Genomic DNA, 21,227 nt, shown 5'->3' with positions numbered 1-21,227 from the left:
ACACCAACATCGGCTTTTCAGCACCGAACAAAATCGGTATGCGAGATTTGTGTAGAAACCCAAAAGAAGTCAAAAGCTTCAATTGGATGAGAAACACACTCGATCTTTGATTTAGAACTGAAAATCAGCATGAGTCTAGCGAGAAGCTGTTGGTGGAAAACACCAACATCGGCTTTTCAGCACCGAACAAAATCGGTATGCGAGATTTGTGTAGAAACCCAAAAGAAGTCAAAAGCTTCAATTGGATGAGAAACACACTCGATCTTTGATTTAGAACTGAAAATCAACATGCATCTAGCGAGAAGATGTTGGTGGAAAACACCAACATCGGCTTATTCTGACACTTGGCTGATTGCTGAGATTAAACCTGCCAGGTTTTGAAAACCTTGCAGGTTGGCCAGCTCGGCAATCACTGAAATAAAAAAGCCATTTCTAAGGTTTCAAAAGAAACTTATGAAATGGCTCACTCTTTACTTATTACTTTTTAGTACTACCCACTACCTACTACCTACTGTCTTCGACCTAATTCGTATTAGAAAGTCTTAACCTCAGCCTTATTCGGCAGGCGGGCTCTCAGGAATCAGTCTACTAAAACCCAATCGCCTTTGTCTAGCAACGGCTCGGCTTGTTTGTATTTTACGGTTTTATTTTCCCCGCTCATCACATGTTTAATGGTCACACGATCGTTTCGTCCAATTTTTGGCTTGTCGCGCACAATGGTTTCGACCACTTCTTGTTGACGTTGGGTATTGCCACCCGCAGCTCTGCTTTGTGCTGCACGCTCATCCATATTAGGGATCTCATCTTTTTGGGTCTCGAATTTTTCTTGTTTGCGTTCTCTAGCTTCCTGAATGGAATTTTGTGTTTCCGACGGTAATTCACCTTTGAATAAAAAGGAAATCACATCTTTATTCACTTCATCAATCATTTGCTTAAACAATTCAAAAGCTTCAAATTTATAGATCAATAAAGGATCTTTTTGCTCGTGAACGGCTAACTGTACCGATTGTTTGAGCTCATCCATTTTACGCAAATGGGTTTTCCAGGCATCGTCAACAATGGCTAAAGTTATGTTCTTCTCAAAGTCGTTGATGAGTTGTTTTCCTTTGGTCTCATAGGCTTTTTCAAGATCTGTAACCACTTGTAGGTTTTTGACCCCATCGGTAAATGGCACCACGATTCTCTTGAATTTATCGCGTTGGTTCAAATACACATTTTCAATGACCGGAAATGCCAATTCTGCATTGCGCTGCATTTTGGCTTTGTAATGTTCATACGCCGCTTTATAGACTTTTCCAGAAATATCCTGAACAGAAAGTTTTTCAAATTCCGCTGCAGTGACCGGGGAACTCATAGAGAAATATCTTATGAGCTCAAACTCGAAGTTCTTATAGTCTGTTGCACCTTTATTGGTTTCGGTAATGCCTTCCGAAGTATCATATATCATATTGGCAAGATCCACGCTAAGACGCTCACCAAACAAAGCATGGTGACGACGTTTGTAGACCACCTCACGTTGGGCGTTCATTACATCGTCATATTCCAAAAGACGCTTACGCACACCATATTGATTTTCTTCCACTTTTTTCTGTGCACGCTCAATGGATTTGGAAATCATGGAATGCTGAATCACTTCGCCTTCCTTCAAGCCCATTTTATCCATCATCTTGGCAATACGTTCGCTACCAAAGAGGCGCATCAAGTTATCTTCTAAAGACACATAAAACTGTGAGCTTCCTGGATCTCCTTGACGTCCGGCACGACCACGTAACTGTCTATCGACACGACGCGAATCATGACGCTCAGTACCTACAATGGCGAGGCCGCCAACTTCTTTTACTTTCTGCACCAACTTGATATCAGTACCACGACCTGCCATGTTGGTGGCAATGGTTACCTGACCGGGTTGGCCAGCTTCCGCCACAATATCGGCCTCTCTTTTATGGAGTTTCGCGTTCAATACATTATGTGGCACTTTTCTTATGGACAACATTTTTCCAAGTAATTCTGAAATCTCTACCGAAGTCGTACCAATCAAGATTGGTCGTCCCGCTTGTGAGAGATTGGTAACCTCATCAATCACGGCATTGTATTTTTCACGTTTGGTCTTGAACACCAAATCCTGTTTGTCGTCACGAGCGATTGGTCTGTTGGTTGGGATTTCAACCACGTCCAATTTATAGATTTCCCAAAACTCGCCAGCTTCCGTTACTGCAGTACCCGTCATACCTGCTAATTTGCGGTACATTCTAAAGTAATTCTGAAGGGTTACCGTTGCAAAAGTCTGTGTGGCATCTTCAATTTTTACATTTTCTTTGGCTTCAATCGCTTGGTGGAGTCCGTCACTGTAACGACGTCCGTCCATGATTCGACCGGTTTGCTCATCAACGATCATGACTTTATTGTCCATGACCACATATTGAATGTCTTTCTCAAAAAGCGCATAGGCTTTTAACAATTGGTTGAGGGTGTGGATCCGTTCTGATTTGATGCCGAATTCTCTAAACAGCTCTTCCTTGGCCTCTGCCTCTTTTTCTTTGGAAAGATTTTGTGCTTCAATCTTGGAGATTTCAATGCCGATTTCTGGCATGACAAAGAAGTCTGGGTTATCCTTTCCTGAAAGGTATTCTACCCCTTTATCACTCAATTCAACTTGATTGTTTTTTTCTTCGATCACATAGTACAAATCGGCATCAACCTTAGGCATTTCCCTATTGTTGTCCTGCATGTAATGGTTTTCGGTTTTTTGAAGTAGAAGTTTGTTGCCTTCCACACTCAAATACTTGATTAAGGCCTTGTTTTTAGGAATTCCTCGGAAAGCACGCAGTAGTAAGAAACCACCTTCTTTGGTGTCGCCTTCGGCAATGAGTTTTTTAGCTTCAGCCAAAACACCAGTTAAATGTTTACGTTGAATGGTAACAATATCGTCAACTTTAGGTTTAAGCTCTGTAAATTCATGACGGTCTCCTTGCGGAATTGGACCAGAAATGATCAAAGGCGTACGGGCATCATCCACTAAAACCGAATCCACCTCATCCACAATGGCGAAATGGTGTGGGCGTTGTACCAAATCATCGGGTGAATGCGCCATGTTATCACGCAAATAGTCGAAACCAAATTCGTTATTGGTGCCATAAGTGATATCGGCTTGGTAAGCTTTCCTTCTTTCTGCGGAATTTGGTCTGTGGTAATCAATACAATCAACGCTCATCCCGTGGAACTCAAAAATTGGTGCCATCCAAGCGCTATCACGTTTTGCCAAATAATCGTTTACCGTTACCAAGTGCACGCCTTTCCCAGAAAGTGCATTGAGATACATGGGAAGCGTCGCCACCACGGTTTTACCCTCACCTGTTTGCATCTCGGCAATCTTACCTTGGTGCATTGCCACACCGCCAATAAGTTGCACGTCATAATGCACCATGTCCCAAGTGATGGGCTTTCCTGCTGCATCCCAGGAGTTATGCCAAATGGCCTGCTCACCATTTAAGGTCACATAATCTTTAGCGCCAGAAACCTCGCGGTCAAACTCGTTGGCCTGTACATGGAGTTCTGTATTTTTCACAAAGCGTTTAGCAGTTTCCTTAATCACAGCAAAAGCTTCGGCCATGATGTCGTTGAGAACGTTTTCTGTTACCGTATAGATATTATCTTTAATACCGTCGATTTCTTCATAATATTCTTCCCGTTCATCAATGTCTTCCGAAGCCTCTGCTTTTTTGAGCAATTCGTCAATACGGTCCTGAAGGGGCTGCCTGGCTTCGGCTATTATGGTTTTGAATTCTGCGGTCTTGGCTCTTAGTCCATCGTGGGACAGGCCCTCTAATTCGCTTTCAAAGGCTTTGACTTGATCTATGATTGGGGAAAGCGATTTGACATCTTGTTTAGATTTATCGCCGACAAATACTTTTAGTACTGAATCTAAAAAACTCATGGATATATTTAAATTTATTTTAATAGTAGTTGATTTGACATCAACGTGTTGTATTGTGTAATCATTGTTGTTTGATAAAGAATCAAGACCCTGCCTACAGGCAGTCACTGCGCTCAAAGATTCAAGTGCAAACCTGCCTGCCAGCAGGGACTTGATTTTGATTAATTGATTCGCAGTTTAGTGTATTCTTTAACTTTTACATATTGTAAAGGCTTTCATAAACTCAAAAAGTTAGCCAAAAACTGTCTTAAATAGCTTTTTGGCAATAATCAAAGATTTTTAATGGGCACTGCTATTTTTTTTAGGTGTTGTTTTAGCCTATCAAAGATAAGGTTTGAGGCTGCCATATTAAAGAATAGCGCACAAAAAAAGTCCCATGACGAGACTTTTTAACTTTTTTTTTATTTGTAAACGCTTGACATTGCGTTTTAATATTCGTCTTCATTCCAGAGATAATCCTCGTCTGTTGGATAATCAGACCAGATTTCCTCGATGGAGTCGTAAGAATCGCCTTCGTCTTCTATCGCTTGTAGGTTTTCAACAACTTCCAAAGGAGCTCCTGTTCTAATCGCGTAGTCAATCAACTCGTCTTTAGTTGCTGGCCAAGGGGCATCACTCAAATAGGATGCAAGTTCTAATGTCCAATACATTTGTTATGCTTTTTAAATTTCTGCAAAAGTAAAATTATAGTTTAGAAAGCCAAGGAAAAAACGAATTAATTACCATTAATTTATAAGAACGTCTCATTTTCACTGAAATATGGCTAGGTTCTAGATATAAAGCGCAGTTAAGCGTTCTTCTGTGGAATCCATTGCACCTCATCAGCCTCCAAGTCATGAGACAACTTTCGTGCCAACACAAATAGGTAGTCAGATAGTCGGTTGAGATAGGTTAGGCTTTCTGGCTGAAACGGTTCGAGGTCGTTTAAAGCACTTGCCAAACGTTCGGCCCTTCTGCAAACACAACGGGCGATATGACAAAATGACACCGTTTGATGGCCGCCAGGCAATACGAAATGTGTCATGGGCGGAAGCGCATCGTTCATCGCATCGATTTCGTTTTCGAGGATATTGATATCAGCTTCGGAAATTTTCGGGATGTTCAAACGTTCCTTTCCGTTTTTGAGTAAGGCCTTTTTAGGATCGGTCGCCAAAGTAGAACCAATGGTAAACAGTCGGTCCTGAATTTTCATGATGATGTCTTTGTAATGCTGATCCATGTCTTGATCGCGTATTAGCCCCAGATGCGAGTTGAGCTCGTCAACCGTGCCGTAGCTATCGATTCTAATATGGTGCTTGGGCACTCTGGTACCGCCAAATAATGCGGTGGTGCCTTTATCTCCTGTTTTGGTGTAAATTTTCATGCTCAAAGTTACGAATTATAGGAATTAATGCGAATTATAATAAGAAATTTCCTGATACCGTCATTGCGAGGGAGGCACGACCGAAGCAAACTGCTGAATTGTAGCTCCAATCATGAGATTGCTTCGTTGCCTTGCTCCTCGCAATGACCACTAACTGAAAGTATCACTCTCAACCAAGCCATCCCTAAGCCTAATGATGCGTTTGGCGTTTGAGGCGATCTCTTCCTCGTGGGTTACCATGATCACGGTATTTCCGGCTTGGTGGATCTCGTCAAAAAGTTTCATGATCTCATCACCCGTTTTAGAGTCCAGGTTTCCGGTAGGCTCATCGGCCAGAATGATGGAAGGGTTATTGACCAGCGCACGACCAAGGGCAACCCGTTGGCGTTGACCACCCGAAAGTTGGTTGGGTTTATGATCCATTCTATCGGCAAGCCCCACGTTTTTTAGCACTTCGGTAGCGCGCTCGATGCGTTGCGCCTTTGATTTGCCCGCATAGACCATCGGCAAAGCCACATTGTCTAAGGCGGTGGTTCTAGGCAGCAAGTTGAAGGTTTGAAAAACGAAGCCAATCTCGGTATTTCTAATATCGGCAAGATCGTCATCGCTCATTTGGCTCACGTCTTTTCCGTTGAGAATGTAGCTGCCAGAGGTAGGGGTGTCTAAACAGCCCAAAAGGTTCATGAGTGTGGATTTACCCGAGCCAGAAGGCCCCATGATGGCGACGTATTCGCCGGTTTTGATATCGAGGTTGATGCCTTTTAAAACGTGAACGGTTTCCTGTCCAAGCTGAAAATCGCGAATGATGTTTCTAATTTCGATGACGTTTCCCATGTGAAGCTAAAAATTGTAAGTGCCTAATCATTAAAACGAAATTATGGTTATCTGGTAAAGAATCAAGACCGCTGCGCTTCTAGAACCAAGACTTAGTTTCAAGTGATTGACGAATAAGTGTTTAATATTATTAATGCTTTAAAAAAATAAAAAGAAATTGCTATAATCGAAATAATAGCAAAATCCTTTAAAAAAGGGTTATGAACGACTTACAAAAACTTTTACCGCACCATCCAAGTGCTCTGCAAGATACAGATTCTTGAAGATATGACGTGTGTTTGAACATCTTGTTACACTCTAATCTTAAAATGTTGCTTTTCTTGCTCGCTTCGGAAAAACACCAAGCCCCAAAAAAAAGTGTCAATGCTTACCGAAACTTTTGGATGCCTTTTAATGAGTTCCCAAGCTTCGTTCATGCCTTTGGACCAATGGATGTCGTCAAAAATAAATACCGATTCGTTGTGTGTTGTTTCTAATAATTCCTCAAAGTAGTGCAAGGTGGCGGACTTAGAATGGTTGCCGTCAAAAAAGATGAGGTCGTAATTTTGCTGTTTTAACTGCGGAAGCAGGTCTTCAAAGCGCCCTGTTTTGAGGCTCACATTATCAATTCCGAAGTGTTTCAATTGGGTTTTGGCCATTTCTGAAGTTTGTGCACAGCCTTCCACAGAAACCACTTGATTTCCTGAAGCCCCAAGTGCCAAGGCCTGCGTGGCAATGCCCAAGTGTGTGCCCAGCTCCAAAGTGGTTTTGGGCTGAAGGTACTTGACCAATCGGAATACTAGTTTTGCCCGTTTTAAAGTGCTGCCTGAATGTTTAGCCATTTGCGAAACCACACGCGTATCTGATTTGAACACTTTGGAGCCAGCCCCAAAATCGTTTATTGCAATTGACTTTTGATCGCTTAATAAAGCGTTTCGGTAAGCTGAAAGTTGCTCGTAGGCCCCGTAATTGCTACTGTCGTAAAAGCACTTCGTAACCAAATCATACACAAAAGGGGAGTGGACCCCGTGTTGGTTGGTGGATGCTGATAGGAATTTAAGGTATTGAAAATATTGAAACATATTGATAATGAACTTGAAACTGAACTTGAACTTGAACTTGAACTTGAAATTGAACTTGAAATTGAAACTGAACTTGAACTTGAACTTGAAATTGAAATTGAAATTGAAATTGAACTTGAACTTGAACTTGATCCCGATTGCTATCGGGAGAACTTGAAAAGTACTCAAATTTTAACTTCGAACTTAGGTTTTTTTAAACCAATAGAAAACTAGAAAGAAAATAGAAAAAAAAGAAGCAGACATCAAATGTTGGTGTACTGAAGTTCCTTTCAAAATTATTCGGGCAACTTTAATTCTTGATGTCTTTAAGCCAATGCACTTGAAACCTTCCGTTGAAAAAAAAGCAGACAGGATTGAAATGATCTAGTGCTTCGATAAGTATTTGAAACACGTGCGAACTTGAACTTGAACTTGAACTTGAACTTGAACTTGAACTTGAACTTGATCCCGATTGCTATCGGGAGAACTTGAAAAGTACTCAAATTTTAACTTCGAACTTAGGTTTTTTTAAACCAATAGAAAACTAGAAAGAAAATAGAAAAGGAGGCAGGTATCAAATCTTGGTGTACTGATGTTCCTTTTAAGATTATTCGGGCAACTTTAATTCTTGATGTCTTTAAGCCAATGCACTTGAAACCTTCCGTTGAAAAAAAGCAGACAGGATTGAAATGATCTAGTGCTTCGATGAGCATTTAAAAATCATACCTACACGTGCGAAATTGAAATTGAACTTGAAATTGATCCCGATTGCTATCGGGAGAACTTGAAAAGTACTCAAATTTTAACTTCGAACTTAAGTTTTTTTAAACCAATAGAAAATTAGAAAGAAAATAGAAAAAATAGGCAGGCGTCAAATCTTGGTGTACTGAAGTTCCTTTCAAAATTATTCGGGCAACTTTAATTCTTGACGTCTTTAAGCCAATGCACTTGAAACCTTCCGTTGAAAAAAAAGCAGACAGGATTGAAATAATCTAGTGCTTTGATGAGCATTTAAAAATCATACCTACACGTGTGAAATTGAAATTGAAATTGAAATTGAACTTGAATTTGAACTTGAACTTGAACTTGAACTTGATCCCGATTGCTATCGGGATCGTCTTCGCCTTCCCCTAGATCTCAATACTCTTGGATTAACACTTCGGTCGGGATATGCAAATTGGCATTCAATTTTCTAATCATATCTAAGGTCAGTTTTCGCTTTTTATTCATTATTTCGCTGACTCGACTTTTAAATCCTATCATTTCTACCAAGTCCTTTTGTTTTAAGCCCAATTGTTCCATTCGGAATTTGATTGCGGAAATAGGGTCTGGCATTTCAATCGGGAAATTGTCGTTTTCGTAATTATTTATTACCATTGCCAAAATCTCTAATTCATCGCCTTCTTCAGTTCCTCTTTTAGCATCAAAAATAAGCTCCAAGCGCTTGAGCACATCTTGGTAATCTGCTTCGTTTCTAATCGGTTTTATTTCCATTTTAAATGTCGTTGGCGTTAACTTTATCGTACTCGCCTGTCTGGATGGTAGGTCTGTAAGAACTGCATATTCATTTCATTTCATTTCATCTTCATCTTCTCCCGATAACTATCGGGATCGTCTTCGTCTCAGGATTGAAATGATCTAGTGCTTCGATAAGCATTTGAAAATCATACCTACATGTGCGAAATTGAACTTGAAATTGAAATTGAACTTGAACTTGATCCCGATTGCTATCGGGAGAACTTGAAAAGTACTCAAATTTTAACTTCGAACTTAGGTTTTTTTGAACCAATAGAAAATTAGAAAGAAAATAGAAAAGGAGGCAGGTATCAAATCTTGGTGTACTGATGTTCCTTTTAAAATTATTCGGGCAACTTTAATTCTTGACGTCTTTAAGCCAATGCACTTGAAACCTTCCGTTGAAATAAAAGCAGACAGGATTGAAATAATCTAGTGCTTTGATGAGCATTTGAAACACGTGCGAACTTGAACTTGAACTTGAACTTGAACTTGATCCCGATTGCTATCGGGATCGGGATCGTCTTCAACTCAACCCTTTCAAATCCCCAAACGTTCCGCCAATTCAAACCAGCGTTTTTCTTTTTTGGCCATGTCGTCTATGATGCGCTGTAGTTTTTTGGAGAGCTCGTTGATCTTGTCTTGGGATAGACTGCTGTCTAAAAACTTCGCTTCCAGTTCTTTTTTGTCCAATTCCAAAGCGCGGATTTTGCTTTCCAGATTCTTGTATTCCTTTTGTTCGTTATAGGATAGTTTTTCAGCTTTATTCTGCTCTTCTTTTTCTTCGGAAACCGATTCGTTCTGGGTTTCTGAAAGCGCTTCCGAAGCATTTGAATCCTCATACTCGCGGTAATCGGAATAGTTGCCCGGGAAATCCTTGACTTTACCTTCACCTTTGAATACAAACAAGTGATCCACGATTTTATCCATAAAGTAACGGTCGTGGGAGACCACCAACAAACAGCCTGGGAAATCCAATAGAAAATCCTCGAGCACATTCAGGGTCACGATGTCCAAATCGTTGGTTGGCTCATCGAGAATCAGGAAATTGGGGTTTTGGATGAGCACAGTACACAAATACAAGCGTTTCTGCTCGCCACCACTCAGTTTTTCAACAAAGTCGTGCTGTTTTTTTCCGTCGAAAAGGAAGCGCTCCAAAAGTTGCTTGGCACTAATTTGTCGGCCTTTGGTCAATGGGATGAACTCGCCAAATTCCTTGATGACCTCAATGACCTTTTGACCCGGTTTGATCTTGATGCCTCCTTGGGTGTAATACCCAAACTTTACCGTCTCGCCAATCACTATTTTGCCACCATCGGGTTGCACGCTGTTGGTCAACATATTGAGGAAGGTGGATTTCCCGGTTCCGTTTTTACCGATGATGCCAATGCGCTCGCCGCGTTTGAAGGTGTATTCAAAATTGTCTAATATCACTTTATCCTCAAAGGATTTAGACACTTTATGGAACTCCACAATCTTGCTGCCCAAGCGCTCCATGTTGATTTCGAGTTCGATGTTGTGGTCTTTTCTGCGTTGGTGGGCGCGTTTCTTGATATCGGAAAAATCATCGATACGGGATTTCGATTTGGTGGTACGCGCTTTGGGTTGGCGGCGCATCCAGTCCAATTCTTTTTTGAAGAGCTGTTTGGCTTTCCCGGTTTCCACCTCTTCTTGGGCGATACGGGTTTCCTTATTTTCTAAATAATAGGTGTAGTTGCCTTTGTAGGTGTACAATTGGCCATGGTCCAATTCAATGATTTCATTGCAAACCCGCTCCAAAAAGTAACGGTCGTGCGTCACCATGAATAAGGTAAACTGGGCTTTGGCGAAGTATTGCTCTAGCCACTCGATCATCTCAAGATCCAAGTGGTTGGTAGGCTCATCGAGAATCAACACATCGGGATTGATAATGAGTGCGTGTGCCAAAGCGAGTCGTTTTACTTGTCCGCCAGACATGGTCTTGATTGTTTGGCTGAGGTCATCCAGTTTCAGTTGAAACAGGATTTGCTTAATCTGTGTCTCGAATTCCCAGGCATTGTTCATGTCCATTTGCTCGAATGCCTTTTGATAGGCGTCGGCATTTTCGGGGTTTTGCAGTGCCTTTTCGTAGTTCTCAATAATCTTCAAGACCGGTAAGTCTGAATTGAAAATGGCTTGTTCAATGGTCAATTCGGGTTCAAACTCCGGATTTTGGGACAAAAATGCCAACCGGATGCCATTACGGATCACGATTTGCCCATCATCTGGCACATCTGCTCCAGAGAGGATGTTTAAGATGGATGTTTTTCCGCTCCCGTTTTTTGCGACAAAGGCTATTTTATCGTCTTTATGGATGCTAAAGGAAAGATTGGAAAACAATTCCAGTTCTCCGTATGATTTTGAGATGCTCTCAACGTTGATGTAGTTCAAGGTGCTAAATTTTTTGCAAATGTCGGTATATTTTTGCTAGGAGCGTTGAGAATTTAGTACTAAGTACCAAGTACAAAGTATTAAGATGAAAGCAAAATAGAAGCTAGAGGCTAGAGTCTAGAGGCTAGACAAAAGTAATTCAAGTACTGCCATGAGCTGTGAGTGATGAGCGATGAGTCATGAGTGATGAGTGATGAGCCATGAGCCAAGATGAAAGCAAAATAGAAGCTAGAGGCTAGAGTCTAGAGGCTAGACCAAGTACTGCCATGAGCTGTGAGTTATGAGCGATGAGCCAAGATGAAAGCAAAATAGAAGCTAGAGGCTAGAGTCTAGAATCTAGACAAAAGGGCGATGCAAGTACTGCTGATGGCTTTTGAGCCAAATTCCAAATTCCAAACTCACTACCAACTAAGAGCGATGAGCCATGAGCCAAGATGAAAGCAAAATAGAAGCTAGAGGCTAGAGGCTAGACCAAGTACTGCCATGAGCTGTGAGTGATGAGCGCTGAGTGATGAGCCAAGATGAAAGAAAAATAGAAGCTAGAGGCTAGAGTCTAGAGTCTAGACAAAAGTAATTCAAGTACTGCTGAGGGCTTTTGAACCAAAGGGCAAATCCCAAATCCCTAATCCCAAAACCCACTACCCACAACCTACTACCTAATCCCTAACCCCAAATCCCAAACCCACTGCCCACTACCAACTACCCACTACCCCAAACCCCAAACCCCAAACCCCAAACTCCAAATCCACAACCTACTACCTAATCCCTAATCCCTAATCCCTAATCCCTAATCCCACAACCTACTACCTACAACCTAATCCCAAACTCACAACTCACACCCGCCTGTTCCAAAAAAGCGGCGAATAATTTTGATATTGGTGGTGATAGGCTATATTTGTGGCGCAACAAGCATTTTTGCTATGAAAAGATTATTATTGCTTACGGGGCTGGTACTGTGTGTGCTATCCACGTCCTGTATTCCTCATAAAGATATTGTATATCTCCAAAATAAATCCACTGCCACAGATTCGATGCAAGTTATGGTGGAGCAACAAAAGCCATATCGCATTCAAATCAATGACATTTTGAACATACGTATCAAAGTGTTGGATCAGGATGATGTGACCATATTTAACCCTATTGGTGAGGGCAGTATGAATGCCAGTGCTTCGGAACGCGCTTATTTTGATGGCTTTACAGTAGATGTGCACGGCAACATTAGAATCCCTGAGCTTGGTGATATGAACGTTTTGGGCTTTACTACGGAAGCCATTGAGACCAGAATCAAGGACAAATTGCTGGAAGAACAGTTTAAGGAAACCGCCAATATTTTTATCACGGTAAAATTGGCAGGCTTGCGCTACACGGCATTTGGAGAAGTTGGCAGTCCTGGGAGTACGGTCTTGTTTATGGAGCGGGTCAACATCTATGAGGCCATCGCCAATGTGGGCGAAATTCCAATAACGGGAAACCGAAAAGAAGTGAAGATCATTAGGCAGTATCCGCAAGGGCAGAAGATTCATGAACTGGATCTTACCGATGTCAATGTGATGCAGTCGCCTTATTATTACATACAACCCAATGATATGATTTACGTGATGCCCCTAAAGCAGAAAACCTACGGTACGGGCACCACAGGTCGTGAATCGCTGGCTACCATTGTAGGTATTTTGTCTTTGGTAACCACCACCATATTACTCATCGATCGTATTTAAATAGAAATCAATTAGCATGTCAGAATTCGATTATCAAGACAGGGAACAATCTGAACCAAGTGGCACCACCTTCGATTTTAGGGGCTATTTGTTCAAGGTGTTGAACTTATGGAAGTTCGTTTTGGTTTGCATTGGGGTGGCTTTGATTATCGCTTACCTCATCAATGTGCGAAAGCCCAATGTTTATAAGCTGAGTTCCCTTATTTCCGTAGAAAGCGAGCAAAACCCATTCTTTACCGCCAATACCAGTATTTCCTTCAACTGGGGAGGCGTTTCTGGAAAGACGGGGAAAGTCATGACCACGGTTAAAACGAGAACGCATAATGAGCTGGTGGTGGATTCGCTTCAATATTACATGAACTATCTCAAGGAAGGCAAATACCGCTTGGAGGACATCTATAAAAATGCGCCTTTTGTGGTTAGTTTGGATCAAACCAAAGGGCAGCTCTTGGGCCAGCCTATTGGGATTCGGTTTTTGGGGGAGAATCAATTTGAGGTCTTTATGGAGTTTGAATCTGAAGGCATTCAGTTGCAATCTTATGGCTCTAAGGAAAAGATGAGCGGGAAGGTGGCGCTAGGGCCTTTCAGCAAGCGTTTTTCCTTTGGTGAAACCATCAATCTTCCGTTCTTTAACGCGACCATAAAGGCTCGCGAAGGCAGTTCGGTTGCTAAGGGTGAGGTGTATTACGTAAACTTTCTCAATTATGATTCCGTCGTCAATAAATATCAAAATGATGTTGCCATTGCTGCTTCTGCGGGAAATGCCTCTGCGGTTTTAGTACTGAGTCTGGCGGGAAGCAATAAGGCCAAGATCGTGGATTATCTCAATGCCACCTCGGCGATCTTGAGCAGGACAGAACTGGAACGCAAAAACCTCTATGCCACCAACACCATCAAGTTTATTGATAGTAGTTTGAATGCGGTCAATGATAACCTCAAGGATGTGACCACGGAAATGAACCAATTTCGTACTGAAAATAAGCTCTTCGATATTACTGCGGAAATGGGCATGATTTCCGACAAGTTGCGTGCCTTCGATTTGAGTAAGGAAGCCGAAAAAGCCAAACTCAGCTATCTCAATTCGCTGGAAAACTACTTACGTACCAAAACCGATTACACCAAGATTGCTGCCCCTTCTTCCGTAGGGATTGAAGAGACCAACATTCTATCCAGTGTTATGAAGATCACGGCCTTGTCCATTGAGCGCCAATCCAAGGAATATACGGTGCAAGAAGGCAATTTGATATTCAAGGATATTGACAGGCAAATCGATGCCGAGAAAAATGTATTGTTGGAGACCATCAGTACCACCCAACAAACCATTGGGATCAATCTCAATACCATCAACAATAATATCGCCAGGTTAGAGTCCGAACTTGGTGAGATGCCCGAAGACCAGCAGCAGTTCCTCAAGATCCAACGCAAGATGGATATTAGCCAAGAGGCCTATAATATTTATTTGACCAAACGTGGCGAGGCCGCCATTGTAAAGGCTGCTAACGTATCAGACATCAGTACCATAGACGAGGCCAAGGATATTGGTGGCGGTCGTATTGGCCCCAACCACAGTCTCAATTACATGATGGCACTCATGCTGGGGTTCTTCAGTCCCATGTTTCTCATTTTTGTAGTGTTCCTGTTAGACAATACCATTCATGGCTCTGATGAGATCCAGCGCTTATCCAACATCCCCATACTCGGGCTGATTGGTAAGTACAATTACAAGAATAACCTGGTGGTGTTTGAAAAGCCGAAGTCGGCAGTGGCAGAATCCTTCCGGTCCATCCGTTCGAGCCTGCAATTTCTCTATAAGAAGCAAGGCAAGGAAGGCGTTGGAAAAACGCTTATGGTGACCTCTTCGGTTAGTGGCGAGGGAAAAACCTTTACCTCCATCAATATTGCCACGGTGTACGCGCTGTCTGGCAAAAAAACCATTCTGCTGGGCTTGGATTTACGTAAGCCCAAGATCTTTGGCGATTTCGGGATGACAAACGATCGTGGGATGGTTAATTATCTCATTGGTGAGAGCACATTTGAAGAGATTAGAAGCGACTCGCAAATTGCGAATCTGGATGTGATTCCCTCAGGGCCGGTACCTCCAAACCCTTCGGAATTATTGATGTCTGATCAACTGAAGCATTTGATTGCAGAGCTGCGTCAGCAATACGATATGATAATATTGGACACCCCGCCCATGGGCTTGGTGACCGATGCGCTTGAACTGACCCAATACGCCGATGCCACCATCTTTATGGTGCGCCTGGATTATACCAAAAAAGGCATGTTGTCTTTGATCAACGCCAAATACCGCATAGGAGAGGTCAAAAATATTAGCTTCGTGCTCAACTTCTACAAGCATAAAACCAATCATAATTATGGCTATGGCTATGGTTATGGCTATGGTTACGGCTATGGATATGGCGTCTATGGAAACGCGTATCACGAAAGTAACCGCAAGAAATCGTTGTGGGGGAAGTTTAGGAAGTTTATTAATCAGACGGGGGGGTAGGTTCTCTGTTCTCTGTTGTGGGTTTTGGGTAGTAGGTCTTTTTGGGCTTTGGAGTGTTTGACCTAAGACGTAAGACGTAAGACTGTTTGACTTAGGACTTGTTACGATTGATGTTTTTTGTTGGGATTGTTTATTGTAAATTCGCTCCAACAGCTCAAAACTCAAAGCTCAAAACTAACAGCTCATCGCCACTTCTCACAGCTAACATAAGTTCTCAGTCATGATCTCAATTTTCCTTAATTTTAACAGACAACAGACAACAGACAACAGACAACAGCTCACAACTCACAACTCACGTCTCACAGCTAACATAAGTTCTCAGTCATGGTCTCAATTTTCCTTAATTTTAACGGATAACGAATAACAGACAACAGACAACAGCTCACAGCTCAAAGCTCACGACTCAAAGCTCACGGCTCGGGGATTGTTAGAGGGTGGAAACATAGAGGATAGACCGCTGCGCTTATAGAATATAGAAAATAGACTTGATTGTGACTAAACGAGGAGCTGAAGTGGGGTTGTCGGTTCTCGGTTCTCGGTTCTCGGTTCTTGGTTGTGGGTTGTAGGTAGTAGGTCTTTTTGGGCTTTAGAGTGTTTGACCTAAGACGTAAGACTGTTTGACTTAGGACTTGTTACGATTGATTTTTGTGCTGGGATTGTTATATTAAATTCGCACCAACAGCCAACAGCCAACAGCTCAAAGCTCACGTCTCACAGCTCACGTCTCACTCAGGACTTGTTACGATTGATTTTTGTGTTGGGATAGTTTGGAGGCTAGAGGTTAGAGGGTAGAAAATAGACTTAGGACGTAAGACTGTTTGACTTAGGACTTGTTACGATTGATGTTTTTTGTTGGGATTGTTTATTGTAAATTCGCTCCAACAGCTCAAAACTCAAAGCTCAAAACTAACAGCTCATCGCCACTTCTCACAGCTAACATAAGTTCTCAGTCATGATCTCAATTTTCCTTAATTTTAACAGACAACAGACAACAGACAACAGACAACAGCTCACAACTCACAACTCACGTCTCACAGCTAACATAAGTTCTCAGTCATGGTCTCAATTTTCCTTAATTTTAACGGATAACGGATAACAGACAACAGCCAACAGCCAACAGCTCAAAGCTCACGTCTCACAGCTCACAGCTCACTCAGGACTTGTTACGATTGATGTTTTTTGTTGGGATTGTTATATTAAATTCGCTCCAACAGCTCACAACTCAAAGCTCACGACTCAAAGCTCATGGCTCGGGGATTGTTAGAGGGTAGAAACATAGAGGATAGACCGCTGCGCTTATAGAATATAGAAAATAGACTTGATTGTGACTAAACGAGGAGCTGGAGAGGGGTTTTCGGTTCTCTGTTCTCTGTTCTCGGTTGTGGGTTGTAGGTGGTAGGTTTTGGGTAGTAGGTCTTTTTGGGCTTTGGAGTGTTTGACCTAAGACGTAAGACTGTTTGACTTAGGACTTGTTACGATTGATATTTGTGTTGGGATAGTTTGGAGGCTAGAGGTTAGAGGGTAGAAAATAGACTTAGGACGTAAGACTGTTTGACTTAGGACTTGTTACGATTGATGTTTTTTGTTGGGATTGTTTATTGCAAATTCGCTCCAACAGCTCACAACTCAAAGCTCACGTCTCACAGCTCACAGCTCACTCAGGACTTGTTACGATTGATCTTTGTGTTGAGATTGTTGTTTTTGGTTCGCTCTAAATGCCAACAGCTCAAAACTCAAAGCTCACGTCTCACAGCTCACTCAGGACTTGTTACGATTGATTTTTGTGCTGGGATTGTTATATTAAATTCGCACCAACAGCCAACAGCCAACAGCCAACAGCCAACAGCCAACAGCTCAAAGCTCACGTCTCACGTCTCACGTCTCACAGCTCACAGCTCACTCAGGACTTGTTACGATTGATCTTTGTGCTGGGATTGTTGTTTTTGGTTCGCTCTAGCGGCCAACAGCCAACAGCTCAAAGCTCACGTCTCAAAGCTCATGGCTCGGGAGTTGTTTAGAGGGTAGAAACATAGAGGATAGACCGCTGCGCTTATAGAATATAGAAAATAGACTTAGGACGTAAGACTGTTTGACTTAGGACTTGTTACGATTGATTTTTGTGCTGGGATTGTTATATTAAATTCGCACCAACAGCCAACAGCCAACAGCCAACAGCTCAAAGCTCACGTCTCACAGCTCACAGCTCACTCAGGACTTGTTACGATTGATGTTTTTTGTTGGGATTGTTATATTAAATTCGCTCCAACAGCTCACAACTCAAAGCTCACGACTCAAAGCTCATGGCTCGGGAGTTGTTTAGAGGGTAGAAACATAGAGGATAGACCGCTGCGCTTATAGAATATAGAAAATAGACTTGATTGTGACTTGCGATTGGCGGTGGTCGTTTTTATGATGCTATTTCTCTCGCAAACCTGCCTGCCGGTAGGTAGGGGCGCGGAGGCGCAAAGTTGATTGTTGTCCCCTAAATTCTCAAAGGGGACTTTTCTCCCTTTTATTTGAGCTGGTGGGTGTTTGTTGTTGATTCGACGCGTCATAAAGTACGTTGTTCTCTGTGCATCTCTGTGCAATCTCCGTGGATCTCTGTGTAATAACTCATGTTGATGAATTGGTTACTCCAAATTCCAAAAGTTACTGCTTAACTTCATTAGGGAAAAGTATCTTCTTTTTTTAATACATTTACCCATTGCGCTTGGTTGAAACAGCGCTTTAATTATAAACATGTGATTCCAGATGATCAATTCCAAACAGTTGTTAGTTAAGCGCGGGTTTGACTTGCTGCTGGGCTTTGCATTGCTTCCTTTTTTGGTGATTCCTGTGGTGTTGCTGGTTGTTTTGGCGACTGTGGATACACGATGTTTTGGATGGTTTGCGCAGGAACGGGTGGGGCAGCATGGGCGCTTGTTTCGCATGTTTAAGATCAGGACGCTTCGGGTGGAGCCGCACGCCTTGGGTGATTTGGATGCCAGTGCTTCTAGCTTTGGACGTTTTTTAAGACGGTACAAACTCGATGAATTGCCACAGCTTTTCAATGTGCTTTTTGGGCAGATGAGTTTTGTGGGGCCGCGACCAGATGTGCCAGGTTTTGCCGATGCGCTTAAGGGTGCAGATCGTATGATCTTAAAGGTAAAGCCAGGCATTACAGGGCCTGCCAGTTTAAAGTACCAACACGAAGCGCAGCTTTTGGCGCAACAGGCGCAGCCCGAGGTCTATAATCGGGAGGTTATTTGGGCTGATAAAGTGAAAATCAATAAAGCATACGTGGAGACTTATCGTTTTTCCTTAGATTTGCGTCTTCTTTTAAAATCAATATTCAGCTAAAACTATTCAAATGGGTTCCTTAGGAAAAAAAATAAGTGTTATCGGGTTGGGCTACGTGGGCTTGCCATTGGCAGTTGAATTTGCCAAAAAGTTTCTGGTGGTGGGATTCGACATCAATGAAAAACGCATTGCAGAGTTGCAGCAAGGGGTGGACAAGACCTTGGAAGTCTCTTCCGAAGAACTCAAAGCCGTATTGGTAAGCGATGCCTCTGCCCAAAAAGGCTTGCTGGTAACCCATAATGCGGAAGACATTGCCGATACGCAAATCTACATCGTGACTGTGCCCACGCCAACCGATGCCATGAAACGGCCGGTATTCACACCCTTGATCAAATCCAGTGAAACGGTTGGGAAGGTCTTATCCAAAGGGGATATCGTGATTTATGAATCTACCGTCTATCCGGGCGTGACCGAAGACATTTGCGTGCCCATCTTAGAGGCGCAGTCTGGTATGGTTTTCAACACCGATTTCTTTGCGGGCTATTCCCCAGAGCGCATCAATCCGGGAGACAAGGTGCATACCGTGACCAAGATCCTTAAAGTGACTTCAGGTTCCACCCCAGCCATTGCTGAGGAAGTGGACCAACTCTATAAAAGCATTATAACCGCAGGCACCCATAAAGCGGCCTCGATCAAGGTGGCCGAAGCTGCCAAAGTGATTGAGAATTCACAGCGGGACATCAATATTGCCTTCGTGAATGAATTGTCCAAGATTTTCAGATTGCTGGATATCGATACCAAGGCGGTGTTGGAAGCTGCCGGTACCAAATGGAACTTCATTAAATTCTCCCCAGGTTTGGTAGGCGGCCATTGCATTGGTGTGGATCCCTATTATTTGGCACAGAAAGCGATTGAATCGGGATACGATCCTGAGATCATTCTGGCAGGTCGGAAAATGAACGACAGTATGGGGCCTTATGTGGCTACGGAAACCGTTAAAATGATGATCCATAAAGGCGCGCGCATCAAAGACAGCAATGTGTTGGTACTGGGGATTACCTTTAAGGAAAACTGTCCCGACATTAGAAATTCGCGGGTCATTGATATCATTGAGGAGTTTCAGTCGTACAACATCAATGTGGATGTTTATGATCCCTGGGCTTCTTCCGAAGCTGTAAAAGAAGAATACGGCTTGGATCTAATTTCCGAAGCAGGCCAACTAAAAACCGAATACGATGCCATTGTTTTGGCCGTTGCACACCATCAATTCCTGGAGATGGATCTTGTGAGCCTTAAATCCAATGTCGCCGTGATTTTCGATGTCAAAAGCCTTTTGCCTTACCATATAACCGACGCCCGACTCTAATGTACGACCATAAATACCATAGCGAAGATTTATCAAAACTGAATGTGCTCGTCACCGGCGGGGCAGGATTTATAGGCTCCAACATTGTGGAGTACCTGCTTAAATACAAGGTCAACAAAGTGCGGGTCTTGGATGATTTTTCCAACGGTCACCGCGAGAATCTGAGTGCTTTTGAGCAGCATCCTGCTTTCGAATTGATGCCAGGCGATATTCGGGATTTGGACACCTGTAAAGCCGCCATGGCCGATATGGATTATGTGAGTCATCAAGCCGCTTTGGGCTCTGTACCGCGTTCCATCAACGACCCTGCGACCACCAATGCGGTCAATATTTCCGGCTTTCTCAATATGATGATTGCGCTTAAAGACAGCAAGCGTGTGAAGCGGATGGTGTATGCGGCCTCCAGTTCTACCTATGGCGACAGCAAAGCATTGCCCAAAGTGGAAGACAACATCGGGAAACCCTTGTCCCCTTATGCGGTCACTAAATACGTGAATGAGCTGTATGCTGAGGTCTTCGGAAGTACCTACAACACCGATACCATCGGGCTGCGCTATTTCAACATCTTCGGGCCCAGACAGAGTCCGGAAGGCGCCTATGCCGCAGTGATTCCTTTATTCATGCAAGCGCTTAAAGACGGCATCCCGCCCAAGATCAATGGGGATGGCGAGCAAACCCGTGATTTTACCTTTGTGGACAATGCCGTGCAGGCCAACATACGCGGACTCTTTGCTTCGGAAGCTGCCAAGAACCAAGTCTTCAATATTGCTTGTGGGGAACGGATTAGTGTCAACAAGCTCTGGGATTTTTTAAGCGAAGCCGCGGGTAAAGACCTCAAACCCATCTATGGTGCTTCGCGTCAAGGTGATGTTCGGGATTCGCTGGCCGATATTTCCAAGGCGGAAACGTTGTTGGGCTATGCGCCTAGTTTCACGGTTAAGGAAGGGCTGGGGGTTACTTGGGATTCTTGGGTCGAAGATTAGTTTACAGTCTCAGTTTTCGGTCTTCAGTCTCGGTCTCAGTTGTGGTTGCGGTCGTCTCTCATGGCTATCATTGCGGGTCACGACTTGGGGCTTGGGCTTGGTTTTCTCTCGTAGAGACGCAGAGACGCAGAGGCGCAAAGTTGTTTTCAGTCTTCAGTCGCAGTCGCAGTTGTGGTTGCGGTCGTCTCTCATGGCTATCATTGCGGGTCACGACTTGGGGCTGGGGCTTGGTTTTCTCTCGCAGAGACGCAGAGGCGCAAAGTTGTTTTAAGTCTACAGT

At 43.1% G+C, this 21,227-nt stretch carries 13 protein-coding genes; 6 read left to right on the top strand and 7 right to left on the bottom strand.

Translation table 11 applies throughout. The annotated features are described in order from the left end of the window. Positions 1 to 580: 580 nt before the first annotated feature. The 5 genes from secA to ESY88_RS17215 all read right to left on the bottom strand — a co-directional run bounded on the left by secA (position 581) and on the right by ESY88_RS17215 (position 7,192). Positions 581 to 3,934, bottom strand: coding sequence for a preprotein translocase subunit SecA (gene secA, locus ESY88_RS17235; RefSeq protein ID WP_147087923.1), 3,354 nt, complete (start codon positions 3,932 to 3,934; stop codon positions 581 to 583). Between the two features lie 428 nt (positions 3,935 to 4,362). Then, the gene (locus tag ESY88_RS17230; RefSeq protein WP_010177336.1) at positions 4,363 to 4,584 is read right to left on the bottom strand and encodes a DUF2795 domain-containing protein; all 222 of its coding nucleotides are present in this window, start codon (positions 4,582 to 4,584) and stop codon (positions 4,363 to 4,365) included. A 137-nt stretch (positions 4,585 to 4,721) separates the two neighbouring features. Next, positions 4,722 to 5,297 carry a cob(I)yrinic acid a,c-diamide adenosyltransferase gene (locus tag ESY88_RS17225; protein WP_147087922.1) on the bottom strand — a complete coding sequence of 192 codons (576 nt, stop codon included), beginning with the start codon at positions 5,295 to 5,297 and terminating at the stop codon, positions 4,722 to 4,724. A 150-nt stretch (positions 5,298 to 5,447) separates the two neighbouring features. Then, a complete protein-coding gene (locus tag ESY88_RS17220) occupies positions 5,448 to 6,131 on the bottom strand; it encodes an ABC transporter ATP-binding protein (protein ID WP_147087921.1) in 684 nt (227 codons plus the stop codon). A 290-nt stretch (positions 6,132 to 6,421) separates the two neighbouring features. Next, a complete protein-coding gene (locus ESY88_RS17215; protein WP_147087920.1) occupies positions 6,422 to 7,192 on the bottom strand; it encodes an O-methyltransferase in 771 nt (256 codons plus the stop codon). On the opposite strand from ESY88_RS17215, the gene ESY88_RS21185 reads away from it, so the two are divergent. Next, positions 7,184 to 7,405 (top strand): hypothetical protein, encoded by a 222-nt coding sequence (locus tag ESY88_RS21185; protein ID WP_189702644.1) that lies wholly within the window; start codon positions 7,184 to 7,186, stop codon positions 7,403 to 7,405. The two genes, ESY88_RS17215 and ESY88_RS21185, sit on opposite strands and share 9 nt — an antisense overlap. A 903-nt stretch (positions 7,406 to 8,308) precedes the next feature. Here ESY88_RS21185 and ESY88_RS17205 read toward each other — a convergent pair. Further along, on the bottom strand, positions 8,309 to 8,665 hold the full coding sequence (locus ESY88_RS17205; RefSeq protein WP_147087919.1) for a helix-turn-helix domain-containing protein: 357 nt from the start codon (positions 8,663 to 8,665) through the stop codon (positions 8,309 to 8,311). A gap of 561 nt (positions 8,666 to 9,226) precedes the next feature. Continuing rightward, a complete protein-coding gene (locus ESY88_RS17200; RefSeq protein WP_147087918.1) occupies positions 9,227 to 11,095 on the bottom strand; it encodes an ABC-F family ATP-binding cassette domain-containing protein in 1,869 nt (622 codons plus the stop codon). Positions 11,096 to 12,015: 920 nt separating this feature from the next. Here ESY88_RS17200 and ESY88_RS17195 point away from each other — a divergent pair. The 5 genes from ESY88_RS17195 to ESY88_RS17175 all read left to right on the top strand — a co-directional run bounded on the left by ESY88_RS17195 (position 12,016) and on the right by ESY88_RS17175 (position 20,947). After that, positions 12,016 to 12,810, top strand: a complete 795-nt coding sequence (locus tag ESY88_RS17195; RefSeq protein ID WP_147087917.1) for a polysaccharide biosynthesis/export family protein — start codon at positions 12,016 to 12,018, stop codon at positions 12,808 to 12,810. A 16-nt stretch (positions 12,811 to 12,826) separates the two neighbouring features. Continuing rightward, the gene (locus tag ESY88_RS17190; RefSeq protein WP_147087916.1) at positions 12,827 to 15,319 is read left to right on the top strand and encodes a polysaccharide biosynthesis tyrosine autokinase; all 2,493 of its coding nucleotides are present in this window, start codon (positions 12,827 to 12,829) and stop codon (positions 15,317 to 15,319) included. Between the two features lie 2,751 nt (positions 15,320 to 18,070). After that, complete coding sequence (locus tag ESY88_RS17185) at positions 18,071 to 18,658, top strand: sugar transferase (protein WP_147087915.1); 588 nt, start codon at positions 18,071 to 18,073, stop codon at positions 18,656 to 18,658. 10 nt (positions 18,659 to 18,668) lie between these two features. Then, positions 18,669 to 19,964: a nucleotide sugar dehydrogenase gene (locus ESY88_RS17180; protein ID WP_147087914.1), complete on the top strand. Its 1,296-nt coding sequence runs from the start codon at positions 18,669 to 18,671 to the stop codon at positions 19,962 to 19,964. Next, the gene (locus tag ESY88_RS17175; protein ID WP_147087913.1) at positions 19,964 to 20,947 is read left to right on the top strand and encodes an SDR family oxidoreductase; all 984 of its coding nucleotides are present in this window, start codon (positions 19,964 to 19,966) and stop codon (positions 20,945 to 20,947) included. The genes ESY88_RS17180 and ESY88_RS17175 overlap by 1 nt, the downstream gene beginning before the upstream one ends. The last annotated feature ends 280 nt before the right edge of the window (positions 20,948 to 21,227 follow it).

This window comes from Subsaximicrobium wynnwilliamsii, from assembly GCF_007997225.1.
Lineage (GTDB): Bacteria > Bacteroidota > Bacteroidia > Flavobacteriales > Flavobacteriaceae > Psychroserpens > Psychroserpens wynnwilliamsii.
The sequence above is the reverse complement of the archived record's forward strand: the minus strand, read 5'-3'. Positions and strand labels throughout refer to the sequence as shown.